Source organism: Nocardioides sp. AN3 (assembly GCF_054653495.1).
In genome coordinates, this window is sequence record NZ_BAAIGC010000010.1 from 128,790 (window position 1) to 148,394 (window position 19,605).

General features: G+C 69.7%; 23 protein-coding genes and 1 pseudogene. 6 read left to right on the plus strand and 18 right to left on the minus strand.

Going from position 1 to position 19,605, the window contains the following annotated elements; all coding sequences use genetic code 11:
• Nucleotides 1–6: 6 nt before the first annotated feature.
• Entirely contained in the window at nucleotides 7–1,410 is a 1,404-nt protein-coding gene (locus tag ACYQ1K_RS13390; RefSeq protein WP_459983492.1) for a class II fumarate hydratase, read from the plus strand.
• Between the two features lie 62 nt (nucleotides 1,411–1,472).
• Here ACYQ1K_RS13390 and ACYQ1K_RS13395 read toward each other — a convergent pair whose 3' ends face one another.
• The 4 genes from ACYQ1K_RS13395 to ACYQ1K_RS13410 form a co-directional block, all read right to left on the minus strand.
• On the minus strand, nucleotides 1,473–2,813 hold the full coding sequence (locus ACYQ1K_RS13395) for a hypothetical protein (RefSeq protein WP_459983493.1): 1,341 nt from the start codon (nucleotides 2,811–2,813) through the stop codon (nucleotides 1,473–1,475).
• A gap of 141 nt (nucleotides 2,814–2,954) precedes the next feature.
• On the minus strand, nucleotides 2,955–3,653 hold the full coding sequence (locus ACYQ1K_RS13400) for an aggregation-promoting factor C-terminal-like domain-containing protein (RefSeq protein ID WP_459983494.1): 699 nt from the start codon (nucleotides 3,651–3,653) through the stop codon (nucleotides 2,955–2,957).
• A gap of 201 nt (nucleotides 3,654–3,854) precedes the next feature.
• Nucleotides 3,855–5,204 (minus strand): RNA 5'-3' helicase PhoH2, encoded by a 1,350-nt coding sequence (phoH2, locus tag ACYQ1K_RS13405; RefSeq protein WP_459983495.1) that lies wholly within the window; start codon nucleotides 5,202–5,204, stop codon nucleotides 3,855–3,857.
• A gap of 389 nt (nucleotides 5,205–5,593) precedes the next feature.
• On the minus strand, nucleotides 5,594–6,370 hold the full coding sequence (locus ACYQ1K_RS13410) for an isoprenyl transferase (RefSeq protein WP_459983497.1): 777 nt from the start codon (nucleotides 6,368–6,370) through the stop codon (nucleotides 5,594–5,596).
• Between the two features lie 74 nt (nucleotides 6,371–6,444).
• On the opposite strand from ACYQ1K_RS13410, the gene trhA reads away from it, so the two are divergent.
• Nucleotides 6,445–7,209 (plus strand): PAQR family membrane homeostasis protein TrhA, encoded by a 765-nt coding sequence (gene trhA, locus ACYQ1K_RS13415; protein ID WP_459983498.1) that lies wholly within the window; start codon nucleotides 6,445–6,447, stop codon nucleotides 7,207–7,209.
• On the opposite strand, the gene ACYQ1K_RS13420 is transcribed toward trhA, so the two are convergent.
• On the minus strand, nucleotides 7,194–7,346 hold the full coding sequence (locus tag ACYQ1K_RS13420) for a hypothetical protein (RefSeq protein WP_459983500.1): 153 nt from the start codon (nucleotides 7,344–7,346) through the stop codon (nucleotides 7,194–7,196). The two genes, trhA and ACYQ1K_RS13420, sit on opposite strands and share 16 nt — an antisense overlap.
• 387 nt (nucleotides 7,347–7,733) lie before the next feature.
• Here ACYQ1K_RS13420 and ACYQ1K_RS13425 point away from each other — a divergent pair, with 387 nt between their 5' ends.
• Complete coding sequence (locus tag ACYQ1K_RS13425) at nucleotides 7,734–7,904, plus strand: hypothetical protein (protein ID WP_459983501.1); 171 nt, start codon at nucleotides 7,734–7,736, stop codon at nucleotides 7,902–7,904.
• Between the two features lie 9 nt (nucleotides 7,905–7,913).
• Here the strand turns inward: ACYQ1K_RS13425 and ACYQ1K_RS13430 are convergent, their stop codons facing one another.
• From ACYQ1K_RS13430 to ACYQ1K_RS13440, 3 genes and pseudogenes are all read right to left on the minus strand, one after another.
• Nucleotides 7,914–8,996 carry a Fic family protein gene (locus tag ACYQ1K_RS13430; protein WP_459983503.1) on the minus strand — a complete coding sequence of 361 codons (1,083 nt, stop codon included), beginning with the start codon at nucleotides 8,994–8,996 and terminating at the stop codon, nucleotides 7,914–7,916.
• A gap of 278 nt (nucleotides 8,997–9,274) precedes the next feature.
• Nucleotides 9,275–9,436 (minus strand): annotated as a pseudogene (locus ACYQ1K_RS13435) (DUF255 domain-containing protein); the annotation flags it as partial.
• Between the two features lie 65 nt (nucleotides 9,437–9,501).
• Nucleotides 9,502–11,646 (minus strand): SpoIIE family protein phosphatase, encoded by a 2,145-nt coding sequence (locus ACYQ1K_RS13440; protein ID WP_459983505.1) that lies wholly within the window; start codon nucleotides 11,644–11,646, stop codon nucleotides 9,502–9,504.
• Nucleotides 11,647–11,807: 161 nt separating this feature from the next.
• Here ACYQ1K_RS13440 and ACYQ1K_RS13445 point away from each other — a divergent pair, with 161 nt between their 5' ends.
• Both ACYQ1K_RS13445 and ACYQ1K_RS13450 read left to right on the plus strand, forming a co-directional pair.
• Nucleotides 11,808–12,158 carry a VOC family protein gene (locus ACYQ1K_RS13445; RefSeq protein ID WP_459983506.1) on the plus strand — a complete coding sequence of 117 codons (351 nt, stop codon included), beginning with the start codon at nucleotides 11,808–11,810 and terminating at the stop codon, nucleotides 12,156–12,158.
• Between the two features lie 64 nt (nucleotides 12,159–12,222).
• Nucleotides 12,223–12,837 (plus strand): hypothetical protein, encoded by a 615-nt coding sequence (locus tag ACYQ1K_RS13450; RefSeq protein ID WP_459983507.1) that lies wholly within the window; start codon nucleotides 12,223–12,225, stop codon nucleotides 12,835–12,837.
• A 30-nt stretch (nucleotides 12,838–12,867) separates the two neighbouring features.
• Here ACYQ1K_RS13450 and ACYQ1K_RS13455 read toward each other — a convergent pair whose 3' ends face one another.
• Nucleotides 12,868–13,680 (minus strand): potassium channel family protein, encoded by an 813-nt coding sequence (locus ACYQ1K_RS13455; RefSeq protein ID WP_459983509.1) that lies wholly within the window; start codon nucleotides 13,678–13,680, stop codon nucleotides 12,868–12,870.
• Nucleotides 13,681–13,770: 90 nt separating this feature from the next.
• On the opposite strand from ACYQ1K_RS13455, the gene ACYQ1K_RS13460 reads away from it, so the two are divergent.
• Nucleotides 13,771–14,772: a serine hydrolase domain-containing protein gene (locus tag ACYQ1K_RS13460; RefSeq protein WP_459983510.1), complete on the plus strand. Its 1,002-nt coding sequence runs from the start codon at nucleotides 13,771–13,773 to the stop codon at nucleotides 14,770–14,772.
• 19 nt (nucleotides 14,773–14,791) lie between these two features.
• On the opposite strand, the gene ACYQ1K_RS13465 is transcribed toward ACYQ1K_RS13460, so the two are convergent.
• From ACYQ1K_RS13465 to ACYQ1K_RS13505, 9 genes are all read right to left on the minus strand, one after another.
• Nucleotides 14,792–15,109, minus strand: coding sequence for an STAS domain-containing protein (locus ACYQ1K_RS13465; protein ID WP_459983511.1), 318 nt, complete (start codon nucleotides 15,107–15,109; stop codon nucleotides 14,792–14,794).
• Nucleotides 15,100–15,576 (minus strand): ATP-binding protein, encoded by a 477-nt coding sequence (locus ACYQ1K_RS13470; RefSeq protein WP_459983513.1) that lies wholly within the window; start codon nucleotides 15,574–15,576, stop codon nucleotides 15,100–15,102. Before ACYQ1K_RS13470 ends, ACYQ1K_RS13465 begins: the two co-directional genes overlap by 10 nt.
• Before the next feature lie 158 nt (nucleotides 15,577–15,734).
• A complete protein-coding gene (locus ACYQ1K_RS13475) occupies nucleotides 15,735–16,103 on the minus strand; it encodes an MmcQ/YjbR family DNA-binding protein (protein WP_459983515.1) in 369 nt (122 codons plus the stop codon).
• A gap of 57 nt (nucleotides 16,104–16,160) precedes the next feature.
• Entirely contained in the window at nucleotides 16,161–16,856 is a 696-nt protein-coding gene (locus ACYQ1K_RS13480; protein ID WP_459983517.1) for a nucleoside/nucleotide kinase family protein, read from the minus strand.
• A 68-nt stretch (nucleotides 16,857–16,924) separates the two neighbouring features.
• The gene (locus ACYQ1K_RS13485; RefSeq protein ID WP_459983519.1) at nucleotides 16,925–17,128 is read right to left on the minus strand and encodes a CDGSH iron-sulfur domain-containing protein; all 204 of its coding nucleotides are present in this window, start codon (nucleotides 17,126–17,128) and stop codon (nucleotides 16,925–16,927) included.
• Nucleotides 17,125–18,075 (minus strand): iron-containing redox enzyme family protein, encoded by a 951-nt coding sequence (locus ACYQ1K_RS13490; RefSeq protein ID WP_459983520.1) that lies wholly within the window; start codon nucleotides 18,073–18,075, stop codon nucleotides 17,125–17,127. The genes ACYQ1K_RS13485 and ACYQ1K_RS13490 overlap by 4 nt, the downstream gene beginning before the upstream one ends.
• Nucleotides 18,075–18,218, minus strand: coding sequence for a hypothetical protein (locus ACYQ1K_RS13495; protein WP_459983521.1), 144 nt, complete (start codon nucleotides 18,216–18,218; stop codon nucleotides 18,075–18,077). Before ACYQ1K_RS13495 ends, ACYQ1K_RS13490 begins: the two co-directional genes overlap by 1 nt.
• Nucleotides 18,219–18,276: 58 nt before the next feature.
• Complete coding sequence (locus ACYQ1K_RS13500) at nucleotides 18,277–18,891, minus strand: helix-turn-helix transcriptional regulator (RefSeq protein ID WP_459983522.1); 615 nt, start codon at nucleotides 18,889–18,891, stop codon at nucleotides 18,277–18,279.
• Nucleotides 18,869–19,591: a GAF and ANTAR domain-containing protein gene (locus ACYQ1K_RS13505; protein WP_459983524.1), complete on the minus strand. Its 723-nt coding sequence runs from the start codon at nucleotides 19,589–19,591 to the stop codon at nucleotides 18,869–18,871. The genes ACYQ1K_RS13500 and ACYQ1K_RS13505 overlap by 23 nt, the downstream gene beginning before the upstream one ends.
• Between the last annotated feature and the right edge of the window lie 14 nt (nucleotides 19,592–19,605).

Consider the following 19,605-nt stretch of genomic DNA (forward strand, 5'->3'; position numbering starts at 1 on the left):
ACGAACATGGCTGACGTGAGCGCCCGCGACGAGGACTTCCGGATCGAGCACGACAGCATGGGCGACGTCCGTGTCCCCAAGGACGCGCTGTGGCGGGCACAGACCCAGCGCGCGGTCGAGAACTTCCCGATCTCCGGCACGCCCCTCGAGCCCGACCTCCTCCACGCGATGGCCCACGTCAAGGCGGCGGCCGCCACCGTCAACGCCGAGCTCGGCGTCATCAGCGCGGAGCAGGCGGCCGCGATCCGCAAGGCGGCCGCGGGGATCGTCAGCGGGCGGTACGACGACCAGTTCCCCATCGACGTCTTCCAGACCGGCTCGGGCACGAGTTCCAACATGAACGCCAACGAGGTCATCGCGTCGCTGGCCGCTCGCGACGGCGTCAGCGTGCACCCCAACGACCACGTCAACGCCAGCCAGTCCTCGAACGACACGTTCCCGACGGCGATCCATGTCGCTGCGGCGGTCGCCGTCAGCGACCAGCTGCTGCCCGCGATCGAGGTACTCGCCTCCTCACTGGAGCGCAAGGCCGAGAAGTTCGCCGGCCTGGTGAAGTCGGGTCGCACGCACCTGATGGATGCGACTCCGGTGACCCTGGGGCAGGAGTTCGGGGGCTATGCCGCGACGGTGCGCTACGCCGCCGAGCGCCTCGAGGCCGTCCTCCCGCGCGTGCGGGAGCTGCCGCTCGGCGGCACCGCGGTGGGCACGGGGATCAACACGCCTGCGGGGTTCCCGCAGGCGGTGATCCGGGTGCTCTCGGAGGCGACCGGGCAGCCCTTCACAGAGGCACGCAACCACTTCGAGGCGCAGGGCACCCGTGACTCGCTGGTGGAACTGTCCGGCGTGCTCAAGACGCTGGCGGTCGGGCTGATCAAGATCAACAACGACCTGCGCTGGATGTCGTCCGGTCCGACGACGGGTCTCGCCGAGATCCACCTTCCCGACCTCCAGCCCGGCTCCTCCATCATGCCCGGCAAGGTGAACCCCGTGCTGCCCGAGGCGACGCTGATGGTGGCCTTCCAGGTCATCGGCAACGACGCCGCGGTCACCGCCGCGGGCGCGTCGGGCGCCTTCGAGCTCAACGTCGCGATGCCGGTGATCGCGCGCAACGTGCTGGAGTCGGTGAGGCTGCTCGCGGCGTCGATGACGGTCCTCGCCCGTCGTACGATCGACGGCATCACGGCCGACCGGGACCGCCTGCGTGCCTACGCCGAGTCGTCACCCTCGATCGTGACGCCACTCAACTCCTACGTCGGCTACGAGGACGCAGCGAAGATCGCCAAGCAGGCGCTCGCCGACGGCTCGACGATCAGGGCGACGGTTCTCAAGCTCGGGTACGTCGACCGGGGCGTCCTGACCCTCGAAGAGCTCGATGCGGCCCTCGACGTGGAGTCCATGACGCACCCCTGATGACGCACGACCCGGCACGCCCGCCCCTCGGGACGGCGTGCCGGGTCGATCCGGCGCTGCTGTCAGCGCTGCGTCAGCCGCTGCTTGTGCTCGACCACCGCTGAGTAGTTCCCCATGACGTCCCTCGCCTGGACGCGATAGACGAGAACTCCCTTGGTCAGGCGCGCGAGCCGCACGCCCCACGCCCGGGTGGTGTTGACCTGGACGTAGCCGGCGGTGGCGAACGCACGCGTCTTCGTGCCGACCTTGACCCACACATGCTTGGCCGGGATGTAGGCGTAGAAGGCGGTGCCGCGCTTCTCGACCGTCTTGACGCGGACCAGCTTGACCGCGGTCTGCGCGTCACGGGCCGTCCCCCGCAGGGTCGTCCAGGACCGGACGGACCTCCTCTTGGTGGCCGGCAGCGTCAGCGTGACGGCGGGGGCGTAGACGTCCTTCTTGATCGCGACGGCGGTGCCCAGGACGTCGTGGGAGTTGGCCGGCACGGCCTCATCCAACAGAGTGACCTTCGGCGTGAACGTCCCCGCCACCGCGTAGGTGTGACGCAATGTCTTGTCGCCGGTCGTGACGGTCGTGGATCCGTCGCCCCAGGCGATCGTCCGCCGGATGTTGGCCGCGGGGCTCAGGTTGTCGGTCGCCGTCGTCCGCAGGGACACGGCCGTCCAGCGTGCCCAGCCCTTCGCCGGGGTCACGGTGACGGCGCCCGTCGGCGCCGCGCTGTCGAACACCACGACTGCGTTCACCGCAGCGCTCGCCGCGTTGTTGGCTGCGTCGGTGACGGTGATCGTCGGCTGGTAGCGCTGGGCCACGCCACTGGCGATCGTGTAGGGGTGCACCAGCGGGAAGGTCGGGTTGGTCACGCTCGGCGAGCCATCGCCGAAGTCGACCTTGACCGTGATGCCCGGGGTGGGGGTGACGTCATCGGTCAGGGAGACCTGCGAGAAGGTCACCGGCAGCGTGGTGTCGCTGACGCCTGGCGTGCCCCACGCCGCGGTGTAGCGGCCGACGGGCGCGGTCACGTCCGGCAGGGTGGCCGACGCGATGGCCGCGGCGCTCTTGAACTTGCCGTTGACCCCGATCACCTGGACCTTGATCGCGGTGCCGGCCTTGGCCGTGATGTGCGGCGCCCAGGAGGTCGTGGTCAGCGTGGACTTGGCGAGCACGGACGTGCCGGCCAGGACGGACGCCTGGAACGACGTCGTGTTGGCGCCGGCCTTCCAGGTTGCAGGAACGACGTACGACGCCCCCGACGTCGTGATCGTCCCGATGGCCAGGTCGGTCGGGACCGATGGCTTGGTCGGCTTGCCCTTGGCCTCGGCGCCGGCCGCGAGGCCGACGGACAGGCCGAGTGTGAGAAGTAGTGCGAGGCCGCGCGCAGCAGCGCGGCCGGACGATGTAGACATGGGTCCCCCGGATAGTCGATTGGTCGCCCCCGAGCGGCAAAGATCACTCTCTGCCGGCCACATCGCCAATCTGGGGGTTATTACCGATCGTTGTCCGCTGCGTAGGAACTCTGATGCGATCGGCCCAGGACTCCTGGCGTCTCAGTACCAGCCGAAGGACTCCGAGTGTCCCCACGCACTGCAGGGCGAGCCGTAGCGACCCTGGATGTAGCCGAGTCCCCATTTGATCTGGGTGACGGGGTTGGACTCCCAGTCGGGGCCGGCGGACGCCATCTTCGAGCCGGGCAGCGCCTGCGGGATGCCATGGGCTCCCGAGGAGGCGTTCGTCGCGTTGACGTTCCAGTTGCTCTCGCGCGTCCACAGGCTGTCCAGGCAGCCGAACTGCGAGCTGTCCCAGCCGAAGTCGCCGAGCAGGGCACTGGCGATCGACTTAGGGTCTCCGGCCGCGGCGTCCTCGGTGCGCGCGAACGCCTGCACCTTCGCCGGAGCGGCTGCGGCGAGGGCGGCGGCCTTGGCGGGGTCGGCCGCGGCGCGTCGGTCGCTGGAGCGGGACACCACCGTGTCCCGGCGCGCCAGCGCGTCGGCGCTGCTCTGCGACTGGGCTGCGGTGCTGGTGGGTTGACTGGCTGCGTCCGCGTGCTGCGGCAGGGGCTCGCTGACCGTTGCGGCCGCGAGGCTGCCATCCCCGCCGTTCAGCGCCAGCCCTCCGGCAACCACGGTGCCAGTGGCGGCGGCGGCGAGGCCACCGAGGAGGACCGTTGCGCGAACGGCCTTCCGGGGAGCGTCGAGGACCGAGCGCTCAGGCGCCTTGCGGTGCCTGGGTGCGGCATGCTTCGACAAGATTCACCCTAGGGTCGTCCGACAGGTCCCGAACACCCTGCCCGACCGATCCGAGGCTCGCAAACCGAACGCGCTATCTTGCTCCGAGTTCCGAACAAAATGGGCCCCTCCCGTCACACAGGTCACAACAGCCCCGCACGTGCAGGCGCGCCGAGGCCTATCTCACAGCCCTCGGCGCGCCGGGTGGGGCGCTAGGGCGCCTCAGAGCACGTAGCTCTCCAGCATCTCGGTGACGAGAGCGGCGATGGGCGAGCGCTCCGAGCGGGTCAGCGTCACGTGGGCGAACAGCGGGTGGCCCTTGAGCTTCTCCACGACGGCCACGACCCCGTCATGCCGCCCGACGCGCAGGTTGTCGCGCTGCGCCACATCGTGTGTGAGGACGACCTTCGAGTTGGCGCCGATGCGCGAGAGCACCGTGAGGAGCACGTTGCGCTCCAGTGACTGAGCCTCATCGACGATCACGTAGGAGTCGTGGAGCGAGCGCCCCCGGATGTGCGTGAGCGGCAGCACCTCGAGCATGCCGCGGTCCAGGATCTCGTCGACGACGTCCTGGCTGGTCACGGCGCCGAGCGTGTCGAAGACGGCTTGCGCCCAGGGGCCCATCTTCTCGGCCTCGGAGCCGGGCAGGTAGCCGAGCTCCTGGCCACCGACGGCGAACAGGGGCCGGAAGACGACAACCTTCTTGTGCTGACGACGCTCGAGCACCGCCTCCAGCCCGGCGCACAGCGCCATGGCCGACTTGCCTGTGCCGGCCCGGCCGCCGAGGGAGACGATGCCGACCTCCGGGTCCAGGAGCATCTCGAGCGCGATGCGCTGCTCGGCGGAGCGTCCGTGGATGCCGAACGCCTCGCGGTCGCCCCGGACGAGGTGGACCTGCTTGTCCGGCCCGACCCGGCCCAGGGCGGTGCCGCGGTCGGAGAGCAGGACGAGCCCGGTGTGGCACGGCAGGCCCCGGGCCGCCTCGAGGTCGACGACGCCGTCGTCGTACAGCTCGTCGAGGTCGGCGGCGGGGACGTCGAGCTCGGCCATGCCGGAGTAGCCCGTGTCGGAGTCCGAGATGGTCTCGGCGCGATACTCCTGCGCCTCCAGGCCGACCGCGGACGCCTTGATCCGCAGTGGCAGGTCCTTGGAGACCAGGACGACGTCGGCCCCCTCGTCGGCGAGGTTCTTCGCGACGGCCAGGATCCGGGTGTCGTTGTCGCCCAGCCGGAACCCGGACGGCAGCGCCATCGGGTCGGTGTGGTTCAGCTCGACGCGCAGCGTGCCGCCCTCATCGCCGATCTCGACGGGCTGGTCGAGCCGGCCGTGGAGGACCCGCAGGTCGTCGAGCGTGCGCAGGGCGGCGCGGGCGAAGAAGCCCAGCTCGGGATGGTGCCGCTTCCCCTCCAGCTCCGTGATGACGACGACCGGGATCACGACCTCGTGCTCCGCGAAGCGCCGCAGCGCTCCTGGATCGGCCAGCAGCACGCTGGTGTCGAGGACGAACGTCCGCACTGTCGGTCCGACGCCCGAGGAATTCGTGGAGCTGGAGGTCTTGGCCTGGGTAGCCACGCGGTTCACCCCTCACGGACCGCAGGCACGCACCCTCGCCCCGGTCCTCAGTTCACACGAGTGGACCGGGAGGATGCCCGAAGGCCGGGGTGCCGGCCCCCTTCGACACGACACGGGTCACCGTGCCGAGTCTGTTGGTCGTGAGCAGTCACGAACGGGCCTCCCGATGCGGCGAGCTTCCCCACTCGCCGTTGGTTGGAAACGTACGCCGCTCCAGTACCCCGAAACGGCGACACGCCCGCACGCGTGGGTGAACAGTTGATTTCGCAACGTTTCGCCGACTGACGGTGCGCCGGTGCTGCAGCGCCAAGGCGGAGCGGCGAAGGCGACCTTGAGCGGAGCGGGTCGTCGAGCCGCGACAACGCCGGCGATGCGGTGCCGGCGGACCGTCAGCGGCCGAGTCGGCGCTCGCGCTGGGAGTAGGCCCGCAGTGCGCGGAGGAAGTCGACACGCCTGAAGTCGGGCCAGTAGGCCTCGCAGAAGTAGAACTCCGACTTCGCGCTCTGCCACAGCAGGAACCCGCCGAGTCGCTGCTCCCCCGACGTGCGGATGACGAGGTCCGGGTCGGGCTGACCTTTGGTGTAGAGGTGGTCGGCGATGTGCTCGACGTCGATGATCTGGGCGAGCTCCTCGAGGGAGGTGCCGCGCTCGGCGTGCTCGATGAGCAGCGAGCGGACCGCGTCGGCGATCTCGCGGCGGCCGCCGTACCCCACGGCGACGTTCACGAGCAGCCCGTCGACGTCGCGGGTGGACTCCTCCGCCGACTTGAGCCGCTCCGCGGTGCTGCCGGGCAGCAGGTCGAGCGCGCCGACGGGGTGCAACCGCCACCGACGCTGGTCGGCGAGCGAGTCGACGGCCTCCTCGATGATCTGCAGCAACGGCTCGAGCTCGGAGGCGGGTCGGTTGAGGTTGTCGGTCGAGAGGAGCCAGAGCGTGACCACCTGGATGCCGACCTCGTCGCACCAGGTCAGCAGCGGCTCGATGTTGGCCGCACCGGCCCGGTGGCCGTGGGCGGTGTCCTGGCCGACGGCCTTGGCCCAGCGGCGGTTGCCGTCGAGCATGACCCCGATGTGCTTGGGGAGCTTGTCCTCGGGGAGGTTGCGGACCATCCGCGCCTCGTAGGCGGGGTAGAGCACCTTGCGGAGTCCACGCTTCCAGTCGGCCACGATTCCAGGGTAGAGGCTCCCGAGGCCTGCCGGTTGCTTGGGCGTGTCGACCACGCTCTGGGTACCGTCGTGGCATGACCGACCAGAGCGACGCCCGCCGAGACCGCGCGCTCGAGCGCGGCCGCGACGCCGTCCGCGATCGGTTCGACAACCTCTCCGACGCGGTGTCGGAGCGGATCGCCGAGGTCAAGCCGAAGCTGCGCGGGTGGCTGCATGCCGCCAGCGTGCCCGTCATCCTCGCTGCGGGGATCGTGCTCGTCGTGCTGGCCCCCGCCGGCCGAGCGAAGGTCGGCGCCGTCGCGTTCACCGCGACGGCGCTCCTGCTGTTCGCCGTCTCAGCGGTCTACCATCGCGGCCACTGGGGTCCGCGCGCACACGCGTTCCTCAAGCGGTGGGACCACGCCAACATCTTCCTGCTCATCGCGGGGTCCTACACGCCCTTCTCGCTGATCCTGCTTCACGGCCGGCCGCAGGTTCTTCTGCTCTCCGTGGTGTGGACCGGAGCCATCTTCGGGGTGCTGTTCCGCATCTTCTGGAACGACGCACCCCGTTGGCTCTACGTCCCGATCTACGGCGCGCTGGGCTGGGCCGCGGTCTTCTTCCTGCCCCTGTTCTTCAGCGGCGCCACCGCGTTGGGGCTGGGCACCGGCATCGCCGTCTTCACGCTCATCTGCGTCGGCGGGGCGCTCTACACCCTCGGCGGCGTCGTCTACGGGTTTCGGCGCCCCGACCCCTGGCCGCGTTGGTTCGGCTTTCACGAGGTCTTCCACTCGTTCACGGTGCTCGCCCTCGTCGCCCACTACACCGGTGTGTCGATCGCGACCTACGCGCTGCGCTGAGCCGGCAGATCGGCCGGGTCCGTCACGGGCCGCTCGCAGACGAAGCCGCGACAGACGTACGCCGCCGGGCGGCCGTCCACCGGGACTCGGCCCTCGAGCAGGCCGATGTCGTAACGCGGCCCGTCAGCGACCAGCACGACGCGCCCGGAAGCCGGCGCGCCGCTCGGGCCAGGGCATCGCGGGCCGGTCCGGCGGGCCCGACGACCGCCACCTCGAGCGGTCCGTCGATCATCGTGTGCGGGCCTGGCGGCATCTCCAAGCAGCCGCGGATGAGCGACCCTCAACGTGAGGCGATCGGTTTCGCCGGTGAGTGGTTCGCCTACAAGTGGCTCGAACGGTTGCACCCCGAGGACTTTCCCCGGAGTGTTGGGTGAGTGCCTATCGTCAACTTGCCTTCCCCGGCGCTGGAGACGACGGGCTCGGCTGGGATTTTGCGGTCCCGACGCGCGAGGGGCTGCGCATGTATGAGGTGAAGACCACGCAGGGTGAAGGCGGTCAGATCGAACTCGGAGAAACTCAGGTGCTTGCCGCACAGCAGAACGCCCGAAACGGGCGCTGGCGAACTCCTCGTGATCACCGACGTGCTGAACGACAAGCGCCGCATTCATATGCTGCGCAACCCGTTCGATCCCCGGGCCCGTGGCCTGTACGCGTTCGTCGGTCAAGGATTGCGTTTGCGGTTCAAGCTCACGTGAGCCTTCAGCTCACTCGGGGCGCGTCAACACATCCAGGAACTCGTGGTTGACGAATAGGAGCTCTCTGCCGACCTTAACGTCGCTGAGGAGCCCCGCCTCAACCAGAGCGTGCAGCCAGGAGGACGCGGTCTGACGCGAGACGTCGCATCGGTCGGCGACAGTGTTGATGCGGCAGTAAGGCTGCTCGAAGAGGACGGCCAAGAACTGTGCATCTCGTCCACCCGGGGTGGCAGTGCGAGCTCGCTCGGCAATGTCCTCCTGACACGTGCGGATCGCTCCGATCTTCCGCGTGGTTGACGTTGCCGACTCGCGGACGACGTCGAGCATGTAGAGGATCCAGTCGATCCACGCGTCTTCGGCCGTCACCGCTCGCAAGAGTCGGTAGTAATCGTTCTTCCGGGCGATGATCGCGCGTGAAAGATAGAGGATCGGGTCGCGCAGCAGGCCGGCCTCAATCAACATCAGGATGTTTATCACGCGGCCGGTGCGCCCGTTTCCATCGTGGAACGGGTGGATCGCCTCGAACTGGTAGTGGGCCACTGCCATACGCACGAGCGGATCAAGATCGTCCCCAAGGTGGACGAAACGCTCCCATGCCGAGAGCTTCTCGCGGATGAGGTCCGCCCCCTCGGGTGGCGCATACACGATCTCCCGCGTGACCGGGTTCGCGATCCGCGTGCCCGGCACCGCGCGAACCGCCATGTCTCGACCCTGCAACTCGGAGCAGATCCGAGCAGCCGTCGCAGCCGTGAGCGGCCGGTTCCTGATCGATTCGACCCCCGCGAACAGCGCACGCCGGTAGCGCAGAGCCTCCTTGGTGGCGTGATCTCCGCCACCCGAATCGACGTGCTTGAACAGCTCGTCCGCTGTTGTCACGATGTTCTCGATCTCGGAGCTGGCCTGCGCCTCAAGCAGCGGGACAGCGTGGATCAGGATGTTGGGGTTTGGCAGCAGCTGGCCGGCCTGGGCGAGTGTCGCCAGCGCAGTGCGGGCCTCGACGGTGGCCTTGAGCACTTGCTTGGGCTCGAGGTCGAGACCTGCCGGCGGCAGAGCGGGCAGATCATTGAAGGGAACCTCGGGACTCCAGGACACCTGTTATCTCTTTCGACTCATCCGAACGACGTGTTAGAAATTTTGGAGAAACCTAACACGTCTCTGGGACGTGTTAGGTGTCTCGACACGTCAGCATCGCTCGTCATTCCACTGAGGTTGACGCCTGAGCCCCTCCCCCAGTGATACACGAGAGTGATGCACGAAGCCGCGAAATCGGTGTCCAATGGCGGGCATTGCCGAACCGACGTGAACCGGCACACCCCATCTGAACTGCGGTTTCGTCAATACTCGCCAGTAACCGCCAATGGATCCAGCTCGTGGCACCAGTGGCAGGCGGTGTAGCCGACGCTCAGCAGGATCGGGATGTCGCGCCGCTTCGCCTCCTCGAAGGCCGCCGGCTCCCACTCCCACCAGTCGACGGGGTTCTCTGCGTGCTGCAGCAGGTAGGGGGATGTCGCGCTGGCCAGCCGGTTGGGCATGTCCCCAGCCTTGCACCCACCGCGGGGGGCGGGACGACGTAGGAGGGATGGCGAGGGTCAACCTCTCACGCGCTTGTCGGTGCCGTTGCCGGCACCGGAGGACCCGGCGGCTCGTAGCCGATGAGGAGGAGTGCGAGGTCGTCTCGGAGCTGTTGGGAGGTGCTGGCGCGGAGCCGGTGCAAGATCGTGTCGAGCACGCGGTCGAACGATTCGTGCGCTGCGAGTGCCTGGATGGTGTTCGGGTCGAAGAACTGCCGGTCGGGCGTGGGCAGGCGCGCCTCGAGGAGTCCGTCGGTGTAGAGCAACAGGCGGTCGCCCCGCCGGAGCTCTCCCAGAGCCGGCGTGGGGGCATAGCTCAGGCCCAACGGAGGTGCCGGGTCGAGCAGCACGGGCTGCCAGCCGCCGCCAGAGATGTGGAAGGGCGGCGGGTGTCCACAGGAGACCGCCTCGTAGGCACCGTCTGGGCTGATGTCGACCAGGCAGGCTGTCACGAAGGTCTTGTCGTCGAGCCAGGGTCGCAGCTGCTGGTCGAGCCGCTTGGCCAAGGTGGTGAGGTCGGGCTCCTGGGTCGCGGCGGCACGGAACTCACCCATCACGATCGTGGCGGTGCGTACGGCGGGAAGTCCTTTGCCGCAGACGTCGCCGATCAGGAACCGGGTCCGGTCGAAGGCGAGGACGACCTCGTAGAGGTCGCCGCCCACATGTGCCTCCTCGGCGGCGCTGACATAGCGAGCAGACAGGGTGATCGGGCCGATGCGGGCGGGGAGTGGCGCGAGGATGGCGCGCTGGGCTGCCTCGGCGATCGCGGTGACGTCGGTGAGAAGCTTGGTCTGCTGGCGGAAGGTGGTGGCGGTGTCCAGGGCCAGCCCGATGCGGTTGGCCAGGTCCTCGAGGAACTGCAGGTCCTCGGACGTGTATCGGCGACCAGACTCGGCGTGAGCGAGGCTGACCGCACCGATCACCGTCCCCTCCCGCCCACACATCGGCGCAATGACCGCGCTGACCAGTCCCAGCCGGCGCAGGACCTCGCCGTGCACCTCGCTGGTCGCGGCCGCATCGACGAGCTCGCGTGGGATGTAGCGGTGGAGCTCGGACCGGCCGGTGCGAACGACGGCAGGAGCACCGGAGGCCGCGCCCATGTCGACAGGGAAGACACCCCGCATGGACTCGGCCCAGGCCGTCGTCTCGGGGTCGCGGTGCTTGAGCGCGACCGTGACCAGCTGGCCGTCCTCGAGCTCGTCGATGACGCACCAGTCGGCGAACCGGGGCACGAGGAGGCGGCACGCCTCGGCGAGGGTGCTGTCGAAGTCGAGGCTGCGCGACAGCGACACGGATGCCTCGGACAGCAGCTGCGTGCGTTGAGCCGCAGCGTCGGCCACCTCCAGCTCGCGAGCTCGGATCAGTGCCGTCGACAGCGTGCCACTGAGCGAGACGAGCAGACCCTCCTCCTCGGAGGTGGTGATCGCACCGACCGGGAAGGTCAGGGCGAGCAGCCCGATCACCGTCTCGTGATGGACCAGCGGCAGGACGTGGAGGCTTCGGTCGTCGGGGTAGTAGCCCCGCAGCTGAGGAAACTCGGTCTCGATCGCCGCTCGCTCCGGGTAGTGCCTGGCGGTGCGCTCTCGCGCCGCCACGGCCCCCGGAAGGTCGGCGTCGATCGGGAACTCCGCATAGCGGTCGGCCTGCGGCCCGCTGCGTCCGATCCAGACCACTGAGCGCATCACGCGGTCGTCGTCGAGGACGAACACCATGCCGGAGCTGGCACCAAGACGGTCCGCGGCTCGGGTCACGAAGCCCGTCGCCACCTCCTTGACCGTGCGGGCGCCGGTCAGCTCGACCGCAAGAGCGTCCAGCAGGCCGTGGGCGAGCGAGGTCGTGTGCCGCATCACGCGCCGGTCGCGCTCCAGGTGCCACGCCCCCGCTGTCGCCGCGACGCAGCCGATCACGCACCCGGTCAGTCTCACCAGCCATGCCGCCGATCCGAGGTTGTCGTGCCACAGACCCGACGCGGCAGCCGACGTGACGGCCGCGGCCGAGGTGACCAACGTCCACCGAACCGATCCGCTCACCGCGACCGCGATTGCCGACAGACAGAACAGCCCGCTGACCTGGACGTCTCCCCAGACGTCCACGGCGACCCACGCCGCAAGGAAGAGTCCGCCGGCCAGCGGCGCCACGGGGTGCCGCACGGGCGAGGGAACGGACGCCATCGGGACCCTCCTGACAGGCCACCAGATACCCGCGAGCCATGGAGCTATGAGGCAGACAACCCACTGCTCAGGTTGCGGCGCGGTGCGTGCTGCCGACGTTAGCGGAGGACGCCACCAACCGGTAGGGCCCGACCGGACGCAGCACGGCGTACGGTCCTCACGTGATCAACGGAAGCCATGTGGTGCTGTTCAGTCGTGACCCCGAAGCCGACCGCGCCTTCTTCGTGGACGTGCTCGAGCAACCGCATGTCGACGCCGGCGGCGGATGGCTGATCTTCAAGCTGCCTCCGTCGGAGGTGGCGTTCCACCCCACGGACGGTCCACCCGCACACGAGCTCTTCTTCATGTGCGACGACCTGGAGGCGACGATGCTCCACCTGCAGGCCAAGGGGGTGGAGTTCAGCGGGGACATCAGCGAGGAACGATGGGGACGGCTCACCCGGTTCCGGCTGCCGGGCGGGGGCGAGGTGGCGCTCTACGAGCCACGCCACCCCCGCGCGACCGACATGTGAGGGCACCGTCGAAGCCGGCGGCGGTCGAACCGACGCGAAGCGGCGTCAGGACTAGAGTGGAGACGTGGTCGATCGGACCCGCGTCTGCGTGCCGATAGAGATGGAGATCATCCCGCTCTACCGCGAGCCGGGCTGGTCCGTGCGGCTACGACGAGCCCAGCGCCGCGAACGCCGCCGCGAACGCCGCCGCCGGTCATCGGAGCGCCGGGCTGACCGAAGGGTGGACGCCGTCCCCCTGCAGGTTCACGCTGGTGACCTCGACCCGTCCATGCACGAGGGTAGTCAGGAGGACCCCATGACCGAGCAGCTGCACCTGGGACTCAATCCGGTGCGATCCGACCGCGCTCACGACTTCGAGCGGTTCCTCGTCGAGACCGTCGTCCCTGCCGTCCGCGCTCAGCGCCCTGACCTCGACGGTCGGTGGCGGGTGATGCGCGCGACGGGGCCGGCAGACGACGTGGTGACCTATGTCTTCCTGCTGGAGGGCGGGACCCTCGAGGAGGACTGGGAGCTGGGTGTGCTGCTCCCCGCTCACTACGGCGAGGAGGAGGCCGACCGCCTCATCAAGGACTGGCTCACGACGTTCGCCCCGCTCGACACGTGGGCGAAGACGGCCCTGTCGGCAGGCGAGGAGTCCGGCCAGATCGCGTGGACCTTGGAGCCCGTCGCGCTCGAATGAGCGCGGACCCAGGCCCAGCATGGCGTCACGTCAGTCGGCGACTCCCCCGTCGGGGTCCGCCTCCTCAGAACGCCGCGGGCCGAGCTCGCGACGGAGCAGCTCGATCTCGAGCCGCAGCGCCTCGAGCTGACGCGAGACGGCGTCGAGCTCGGCCGGATCGTCGTCGTCACCGGTCGGGATCATCACGCGAGCGAGGATGCTGGCGAGCGAGGCGATGATCCCGATGCCCACGCCCATCACGAAGGTGGCCACGATCCGGCCACCGAAGCTCGTCGGGTAGTAGTCGCCGTATCCGACGGTGGTGAGCGTGACGATGGACCACCACAGCGCCTCGCCTCCGGTCTTGATGTTGGCGTCGGAGGAGTGGCTCTCGAACTGGAGCACCATCACGCCCGAGACGGTGAGCACCAGCAACGCGGTGAGCATCGTCACGAGGACGGCGTACTGGCCCCGGTTCGCCAGGACGTCGCGGACGAGGTCCTCCTTGCGTTGTCTCCGGAAGAGGCGGCTGATGCGGGCGAGCCGGCTCAGGCGTGCCAACCGCAGCAGGACGGTGAAGCGGAAGAAGCCGAAGCTCGGGATGGACCCGAGCAGGTCCAGCCAGCCGCGCCCTCGGAAGAAGTACGCCGCCTTCGACTCGGCGCGCTTCATGCGCAGCGCGAAGTCGAGGAGGAACACCACACAGATGACGTTGTCGTAGAAGGCGAGCAGATCGAGCGTCGGCGTCGACAGAGTCGGCAGCAGGACCGCAGCCATGATGGCGAGCGAGTAGACCGTCAGCACCAGGATGAACAGCTCGTAGGCGTTGCTCTGTCGATCCGCCGACTGCGTGCTGCCGTTCATGCGCCTGAGTCTGGCAGCCCCTGGAGCCGCACAGGGCCAGAAGAGCGCGAGGCGTGACCGGCGGAGCATCGCGAGGCTAGGTTCGTCGTCATGTCACTCGCGGACGAGGTGGACGCCGCTGCAGAGCACATCGGCTTCGCGGGCGTGGTCCGTGTCGATCGCGCCGGGGAGACCGAGCTGTCCGCCGCCTACGGGCTCGCTGACCGCGCGCATGGGGTCGCGAACACCCTCGAGACGCAGTTCGCGACGGCGAGCGGCACGAAGGGCTTGACGGCTCTCGCGGTGATGAGTCTGGTCGAGGAGGGGGTGCTCGGCCTCGGCACGACCGCCCGCTCGCTCCTCGGCGACGATCTGCCGCTGATCGCTGGCGACGTGACGATCGAGCATCTTCTGGCGCATCGATCCGGGATCGGCGACTACCTCGGCGAGGACGCCATTGGCGACATCACCGACTATGTGATGCCCGTCTCCGTGCACACGCTCGCGAGCACGGAGCAGTATCTGCCGGTGCTCGAGGGGCACGAGACGGTGTCCCCCGCGGGGGCGCACTTCGCCTACAACAACGGTGGCTACGTCGTGCTGGCACTCGTGGCGGAGCGGGCGAGCGGCGTCGCGTTCGCCGATCTGGTGCGCACCACGGTGTGCGAGCCGGCGGGCATGGTCGACACGGCGTTCCTGCGCTCCGATGAGCTCCCGGGCCGCGCCGCTCTCGGCTATCTGACAGCCGGCGGACGGCGGACGAACGTCTTCCATCTTCCCGTGCTGGGCAGTGGCGACGGAGGGATCTACTCGACCGCGGCTGATCTCAGCGCCTTCTGGGACGCGCTGTTCGCCGGCCGCATCGTGTCGCTCGAGCGGCTCGCCGAGATGGTCCGACCGCGCAGTGACTGGCCCGAGGAGAACAGGCGCTACGGCCTCGGGTTCCACCTGCACGCCGCGAGCGACGCCGTGTGGCTGGAGGGGTACGACGCCGGCGTGTCGTTCACCAGCCTGCATCGGCCCTCGGCGTCCTTGACCTACACCGTGATGTCGAACTGGTCGGACGGGGCCTGGCCGATCGTCAGGCTCCTCCACGGCCGGCTTGCTGGTTGAGGCCTGACAGCGGCGACGATCAACCCTGGCTGTCGGCGGCGGTGCCCTCTGCGGTCCATGCGCCGTCGAGACCGGTCACCTGCAGGATGCGCCCGACGACCGGGGAGACCTCGGCGACGGTGAAGCGCTGGCCGCGCGAGGCGGCCGCCTTGCTCAGCTCGACCAGGGCGCCGATGCCCACCGAGTCCATGAAGTCGACCCCGGCGAGGTCGAGGGCGAGCGGCTCGCCGTCGTCCAGGACCTCCTTCCCCGCGTCGACGAGGCTCTGCCGGCTGACGAGGTCGACCGAGCCGACGAGCGCCAGCTTCCCGTCCTTGCGAGTGATGCTCAGATCCATAGGTCTGTCTCCTGCGTTCGATGCTGTTGCGTGGGGTTGTTGTGTCTCCCGGTGGTCTCCGCGGTCACTCGGAACCACACGGTCTTGCCATCATCGTCCTGATCGACGTCGACGCCCCACGCGAAGGCGAGGTCGGCGACGATCCGCAGGCCCCGCCCGCCGACGGCATCGAGGCTCAGCGCACCGGATCGGACGGTGGGGACGACGCTGCTGCCGTCACTGATGCGGACGACGAGATCATCGCCGACGCCGAGGACGGCGAGGCGCAACGGCGGGGCGCCGTGCATCACGGCGTTGCTGACGACCTCGGAGGTCAGCAGCTCCGCGTCGGCGCGGACGCGCGGTGAGGAGTCGCCCGCGTGCCGACGCACGATCGACCGAGCCAGCGGCACCGCGGTCGGCACGAAGTCCAGCTCGACAGCCAGGTGCGTGCCACCGCTCGACACGCTTCCCCGAAGCCGTTCCACCACACCTCCCGACGAGCCGCACGCTCGACCGTTCCACCGACAACACCGACAACACCACCGCCATCCCCGACGCACGGCGCTCTGTGCCGGACCGGGCTGCGTCTCAACCCGCTCCGAGGCAGAGTAGCGGCACAGTACCCACTCGTCGCCAGCATGCCTCACGCCGGACGCGACACCCGGCTCGCGAGGCGGTCGGGCGCCTGCAGGCAGTAGGAGTCGGTGAGCAGCTCGGCCAGCTCCTCCCAGTCGGTGTCGTCGTCGAGCAGCAGGCCGACGACGTTCTGCCCCCAGGAGGCGCGGAAGTACGGCGCACCCAGATGCTCGAACGCCATGACCTCGTCGGGCTCGGCACGGAAGACGATCCGGAACAGCTGGTCCTCCCCGCCGAACACGTGGGCCACCGTCGCCTGGCCGACCCGCCACGAGACACCGGTCCAGGCGTCCTGCTCGACGCACTCCGGGAAGCGCTGCAGCACCTCACCCACGCGGCGGACCCACTCGGGCGGGACGTCGGGACGGTCGGCCATGTCCCCATCGTGGCAGAGGCCGCCGACAGTGGCGGCTCCGCAGCCGACAACCAGCGCTCAACGGCGGCGTGCCTCGTCGACGGCCGACGGGGCCACCACGAGGTCTGCGGCAGGGCGGGTCGTGCGGACCGCGACCGCGTTCGACGCGTCGACGCCGTCGACCCAGGCCTCGGCGTCGACGCGGGACTTCCCGAAGCGCACGTGCCGCTCGACGAGCCGCCGACGGCGCTCCTCGTCGTCGAGGTCGCAGAACCACACCTCGTCGACGGCCGCCCTGGCATGACGCCAGCCCCGCTCGTCGAGCAGCAGGTAGTTGCCCTCGGTGACGACGAGTCGACACTCGGGCGGCACAGGGATGGCGCCCGCGACCGGCTGCTCGATGTCCCGGTCGAACGCCGGGGCGTACACCGTCTCGTGGTCGGGCGCGGACCGGACCCGTCGCAACAGGGCCGCGTAGCCGTCGGCGTCGAAGGTGTCCGGCGCTCCCTTGCGGTCGAGCCGACCCAGGCGACTCAGCTCGACGTCGGCGAGGTGGAAGCCGTCCATCGGCACGTGGCAGACCCAGTCGCGACCGTCAGGTGCCGAGGCGTTGAGCTCACGCACGAGGGCGACCGCCAAGGTCGTCTTGCCCGCGCCCGGGGGGCCCGCGACGCCGAGGACTCGGCGTCCGCCCTGCTGGGCGAGCGCGTGCGCACGGCGGACGACCGCGGCGAAGTCGGCCAGCTCGAGGGGGCGCGCCGTCACCTCGCCCATCGTCACCTCCAGCTCGACGCGACCCGCTCGCCTCGCGGCCAGGCTACGCGGGGCGGCTGGCGGGTGGCTCAGGGACGCAGCTTCTCGGGGATGAGCTTGTGCGTGCCGTCGCACCACGGCTTCGTCGCCGACCGGCCGCACCGGCACACCGCCGAGATCGGCCGGGTGGTCTCGTGCTCCGTGCCGTCCTCGTCACGGACGACGTGCTCGCCGCGGAGCAGCAGCGGGCCGCCCGGGCAGATGACGACGTCGGGCGTGGTGGTCGCGCTCACGCCTCCACTCCCCACCGGTCGAGGTAGAAGTGCGCCACCCGGTCCTCGGTGTCGAGGCAGGTGAAGGCGCCGAGCCAGACGTCGGCCTCCGTCTCGGGCTCCGCCTCGATGAGCGCCTGGCAGATCATCCGAACCGCGAGCTGCTCGTGCACGGCATCCGCCTCGACGTGCTCCTCGTAGTAGGCCCGCATCTCGGGCGCCATGTCGAGGCGGGCCAGGCCCTGCGCCATCCGTCGGCACGGCCCCGAGCTGGTCGCCTCGAAGGCAGCGAGGTGACCGACCGAGGCGCCACGCAGTCGGCGATGGAGGCCGAACAGGCTCATCGCGTTGTTCTGCTCGAGCACCGGCACGGGCGCCTGGTCGACGTACGCGCCCTCGGACGGGTCGAGACCGACCGCCGCCGTGCCCTCGGCGAACAGATGCGCGTGCAGTCGCTCGGGGCGACCACCGCCGTACTCGTCGTACTGCAGCTCCATGAGCGCGGCCCGCGCGGCGACGGGAAGGCGTGGCACGCTGAAGGCGACCGGGTCGGACTCCTTCAGGTGGTAGACCGACCGGGCCTGGAGCAGCTCCATGACCTGGTCGGCCGTGGCCTTGCGCTGGACGAACCGTGCCAGGGAGGGGCCCTCATGCCCCTCGACGGCGGCGAAGAAGGCAGAGGCGAAGTCCCCGTCGTACGACGGCGGGCCGCTCCAGCGCGATCGCAGCCGTGCCTCCAGGTCCTCCTCGAGCTCCCGGCGCAGCCTGAGCAGGTCCGGGGCCCACTCCAGGCGGTCATCGACCTCGTCGAACCCACGGTAGGAGAGCTCGTAGAGACACCACAGGGCGATCGCCGCGTCCTCGGCGCCGTCCGTCTCGGGCGGAGAGGTGAGAGCCTGCGGGTCTGCCGAGGCCAGCGAGCCGACCACCCGCTCGCTGAGGGGCCCCCGGGGCTTGGGCAGGTGCATCAGTCCTCCTCGCCGTTCCAGGAGTGCCAGTGTCCGCGGCAGTCGCGGAACCCCTCCCCATCGTCGGCCGTGGCAGCAGCCGGGTCAGGAGGCACCGGCGTGGGATGCACCGAGGTCGGGAGCAGGCCCGTCGAGGACGTCATGGGGCGGCGGTACCCCCGTCGGGTCTCCGGAATGAGCACCGAGTGAGTCAGCCGGCGCTCACCCGAGTCCCCGTTGCGTCACCCAGGCCACGGCCTGTGCGCGGGTCGCGACTCCGATCTTGCGGTAGGCCTGCCGGATGTGGCTCTTCAGCGTGTTGGCGCTGATCACCAGGCGGCGCGCGATCTCCTCGTTCGAGAGACCCTGAGCGATCAGTCCCATGATCTCGGCCTCACGCCGCGTGAAGGGGCCACGTGCCTCCACCCGTGGGGGCAGCCGCCTGCCTGCCGCGACCGTGGCGATCGCGAAGAGCAGGTCGCCGCCGTGCACCTCCGTCGGCACGCAGCCCGCCACCCCGAACTGCTCGGCCAGGCTCTGGTGCACGCCGTCGGACGCCTCCGCGATGCCGATCACACGGCCCTCAGCGCTGGCGATCACGTCCCGCAGCGGTGTCGGACCGGAGTCGTCGAGCAGCGCCAGGTCGTAGAGGACGACGTCGACCCCTGCGCTCACCGCGCGAAGGCTCGCCGCGACGCTGACGAGCACCTCCTCCGGATGGTCGGCGAGCATCGAGACCAGTCCCCGGGCGACGAGTTCGCGATGGCTGGCCACCACCACGTAGACGGGCCTGCGGGATACCGACGCCGTGGCGCTAGCGCTGGACGGAGTCTGCATCGCCATTGTGGTGGTCCACCAGACGACGGGCGACGAGGGAGAGGCGCAGGTTCAGCTTGCTGGACGCCTCGCGCAGCTTGCCGAAGGCCTCCTCGTCGCCGATGCCCTCGGTGGCCATGAGGAGCCCGATCGCCTTGCCGATCTCCCGGTTGCTGTCGAGTGCCTCACGCAGGCTCTGCGCGCTGGCGTGCTCCGCCGCCGCGGCCAGTGCGACCGAGGCGAAGGACGCCACGATGGCGCCGACGCTGGCGGTCTCCGGTGTCAGCGCCCCCGGGGTGTCGGAGAACAGGTTGAGCGCGCCGGCCTTCCGGTCGCCGACGAGGATCCGGTAGCCGACCATGCCGCGGACGGGAGTCTCGGCCAGCACCCGCTCGGCGAGTCGGGGCCACGCGGACCCCGCGGTGATGTCCGGCTCGCACTCGAAGCTCTGGGTCAGGATCGCGTCGAGGCAGGGGCCCTCGCCGGTCTCACGCTCCAGCTCGTCGATCCTGCGCGCGATCTCGTCGGTGGCGGCCTCGCACACGGGCTTCTCGCCGGCCCGCATCGTGGTGACGGCGGCGTGGTCGCAGCCCGGGACGGCCTCGAGCGCAGTCCGGCAGATGGCGTCGTAGACCTCGGCGAAGGAGTCGGCCTGGTAGACCAGGTCGGCCAGAGCCTGGAAGGCCGTGGCGGACTCGTCGAGAGGAAGCGGCTGGGTCACCGAGCCGCACCTCG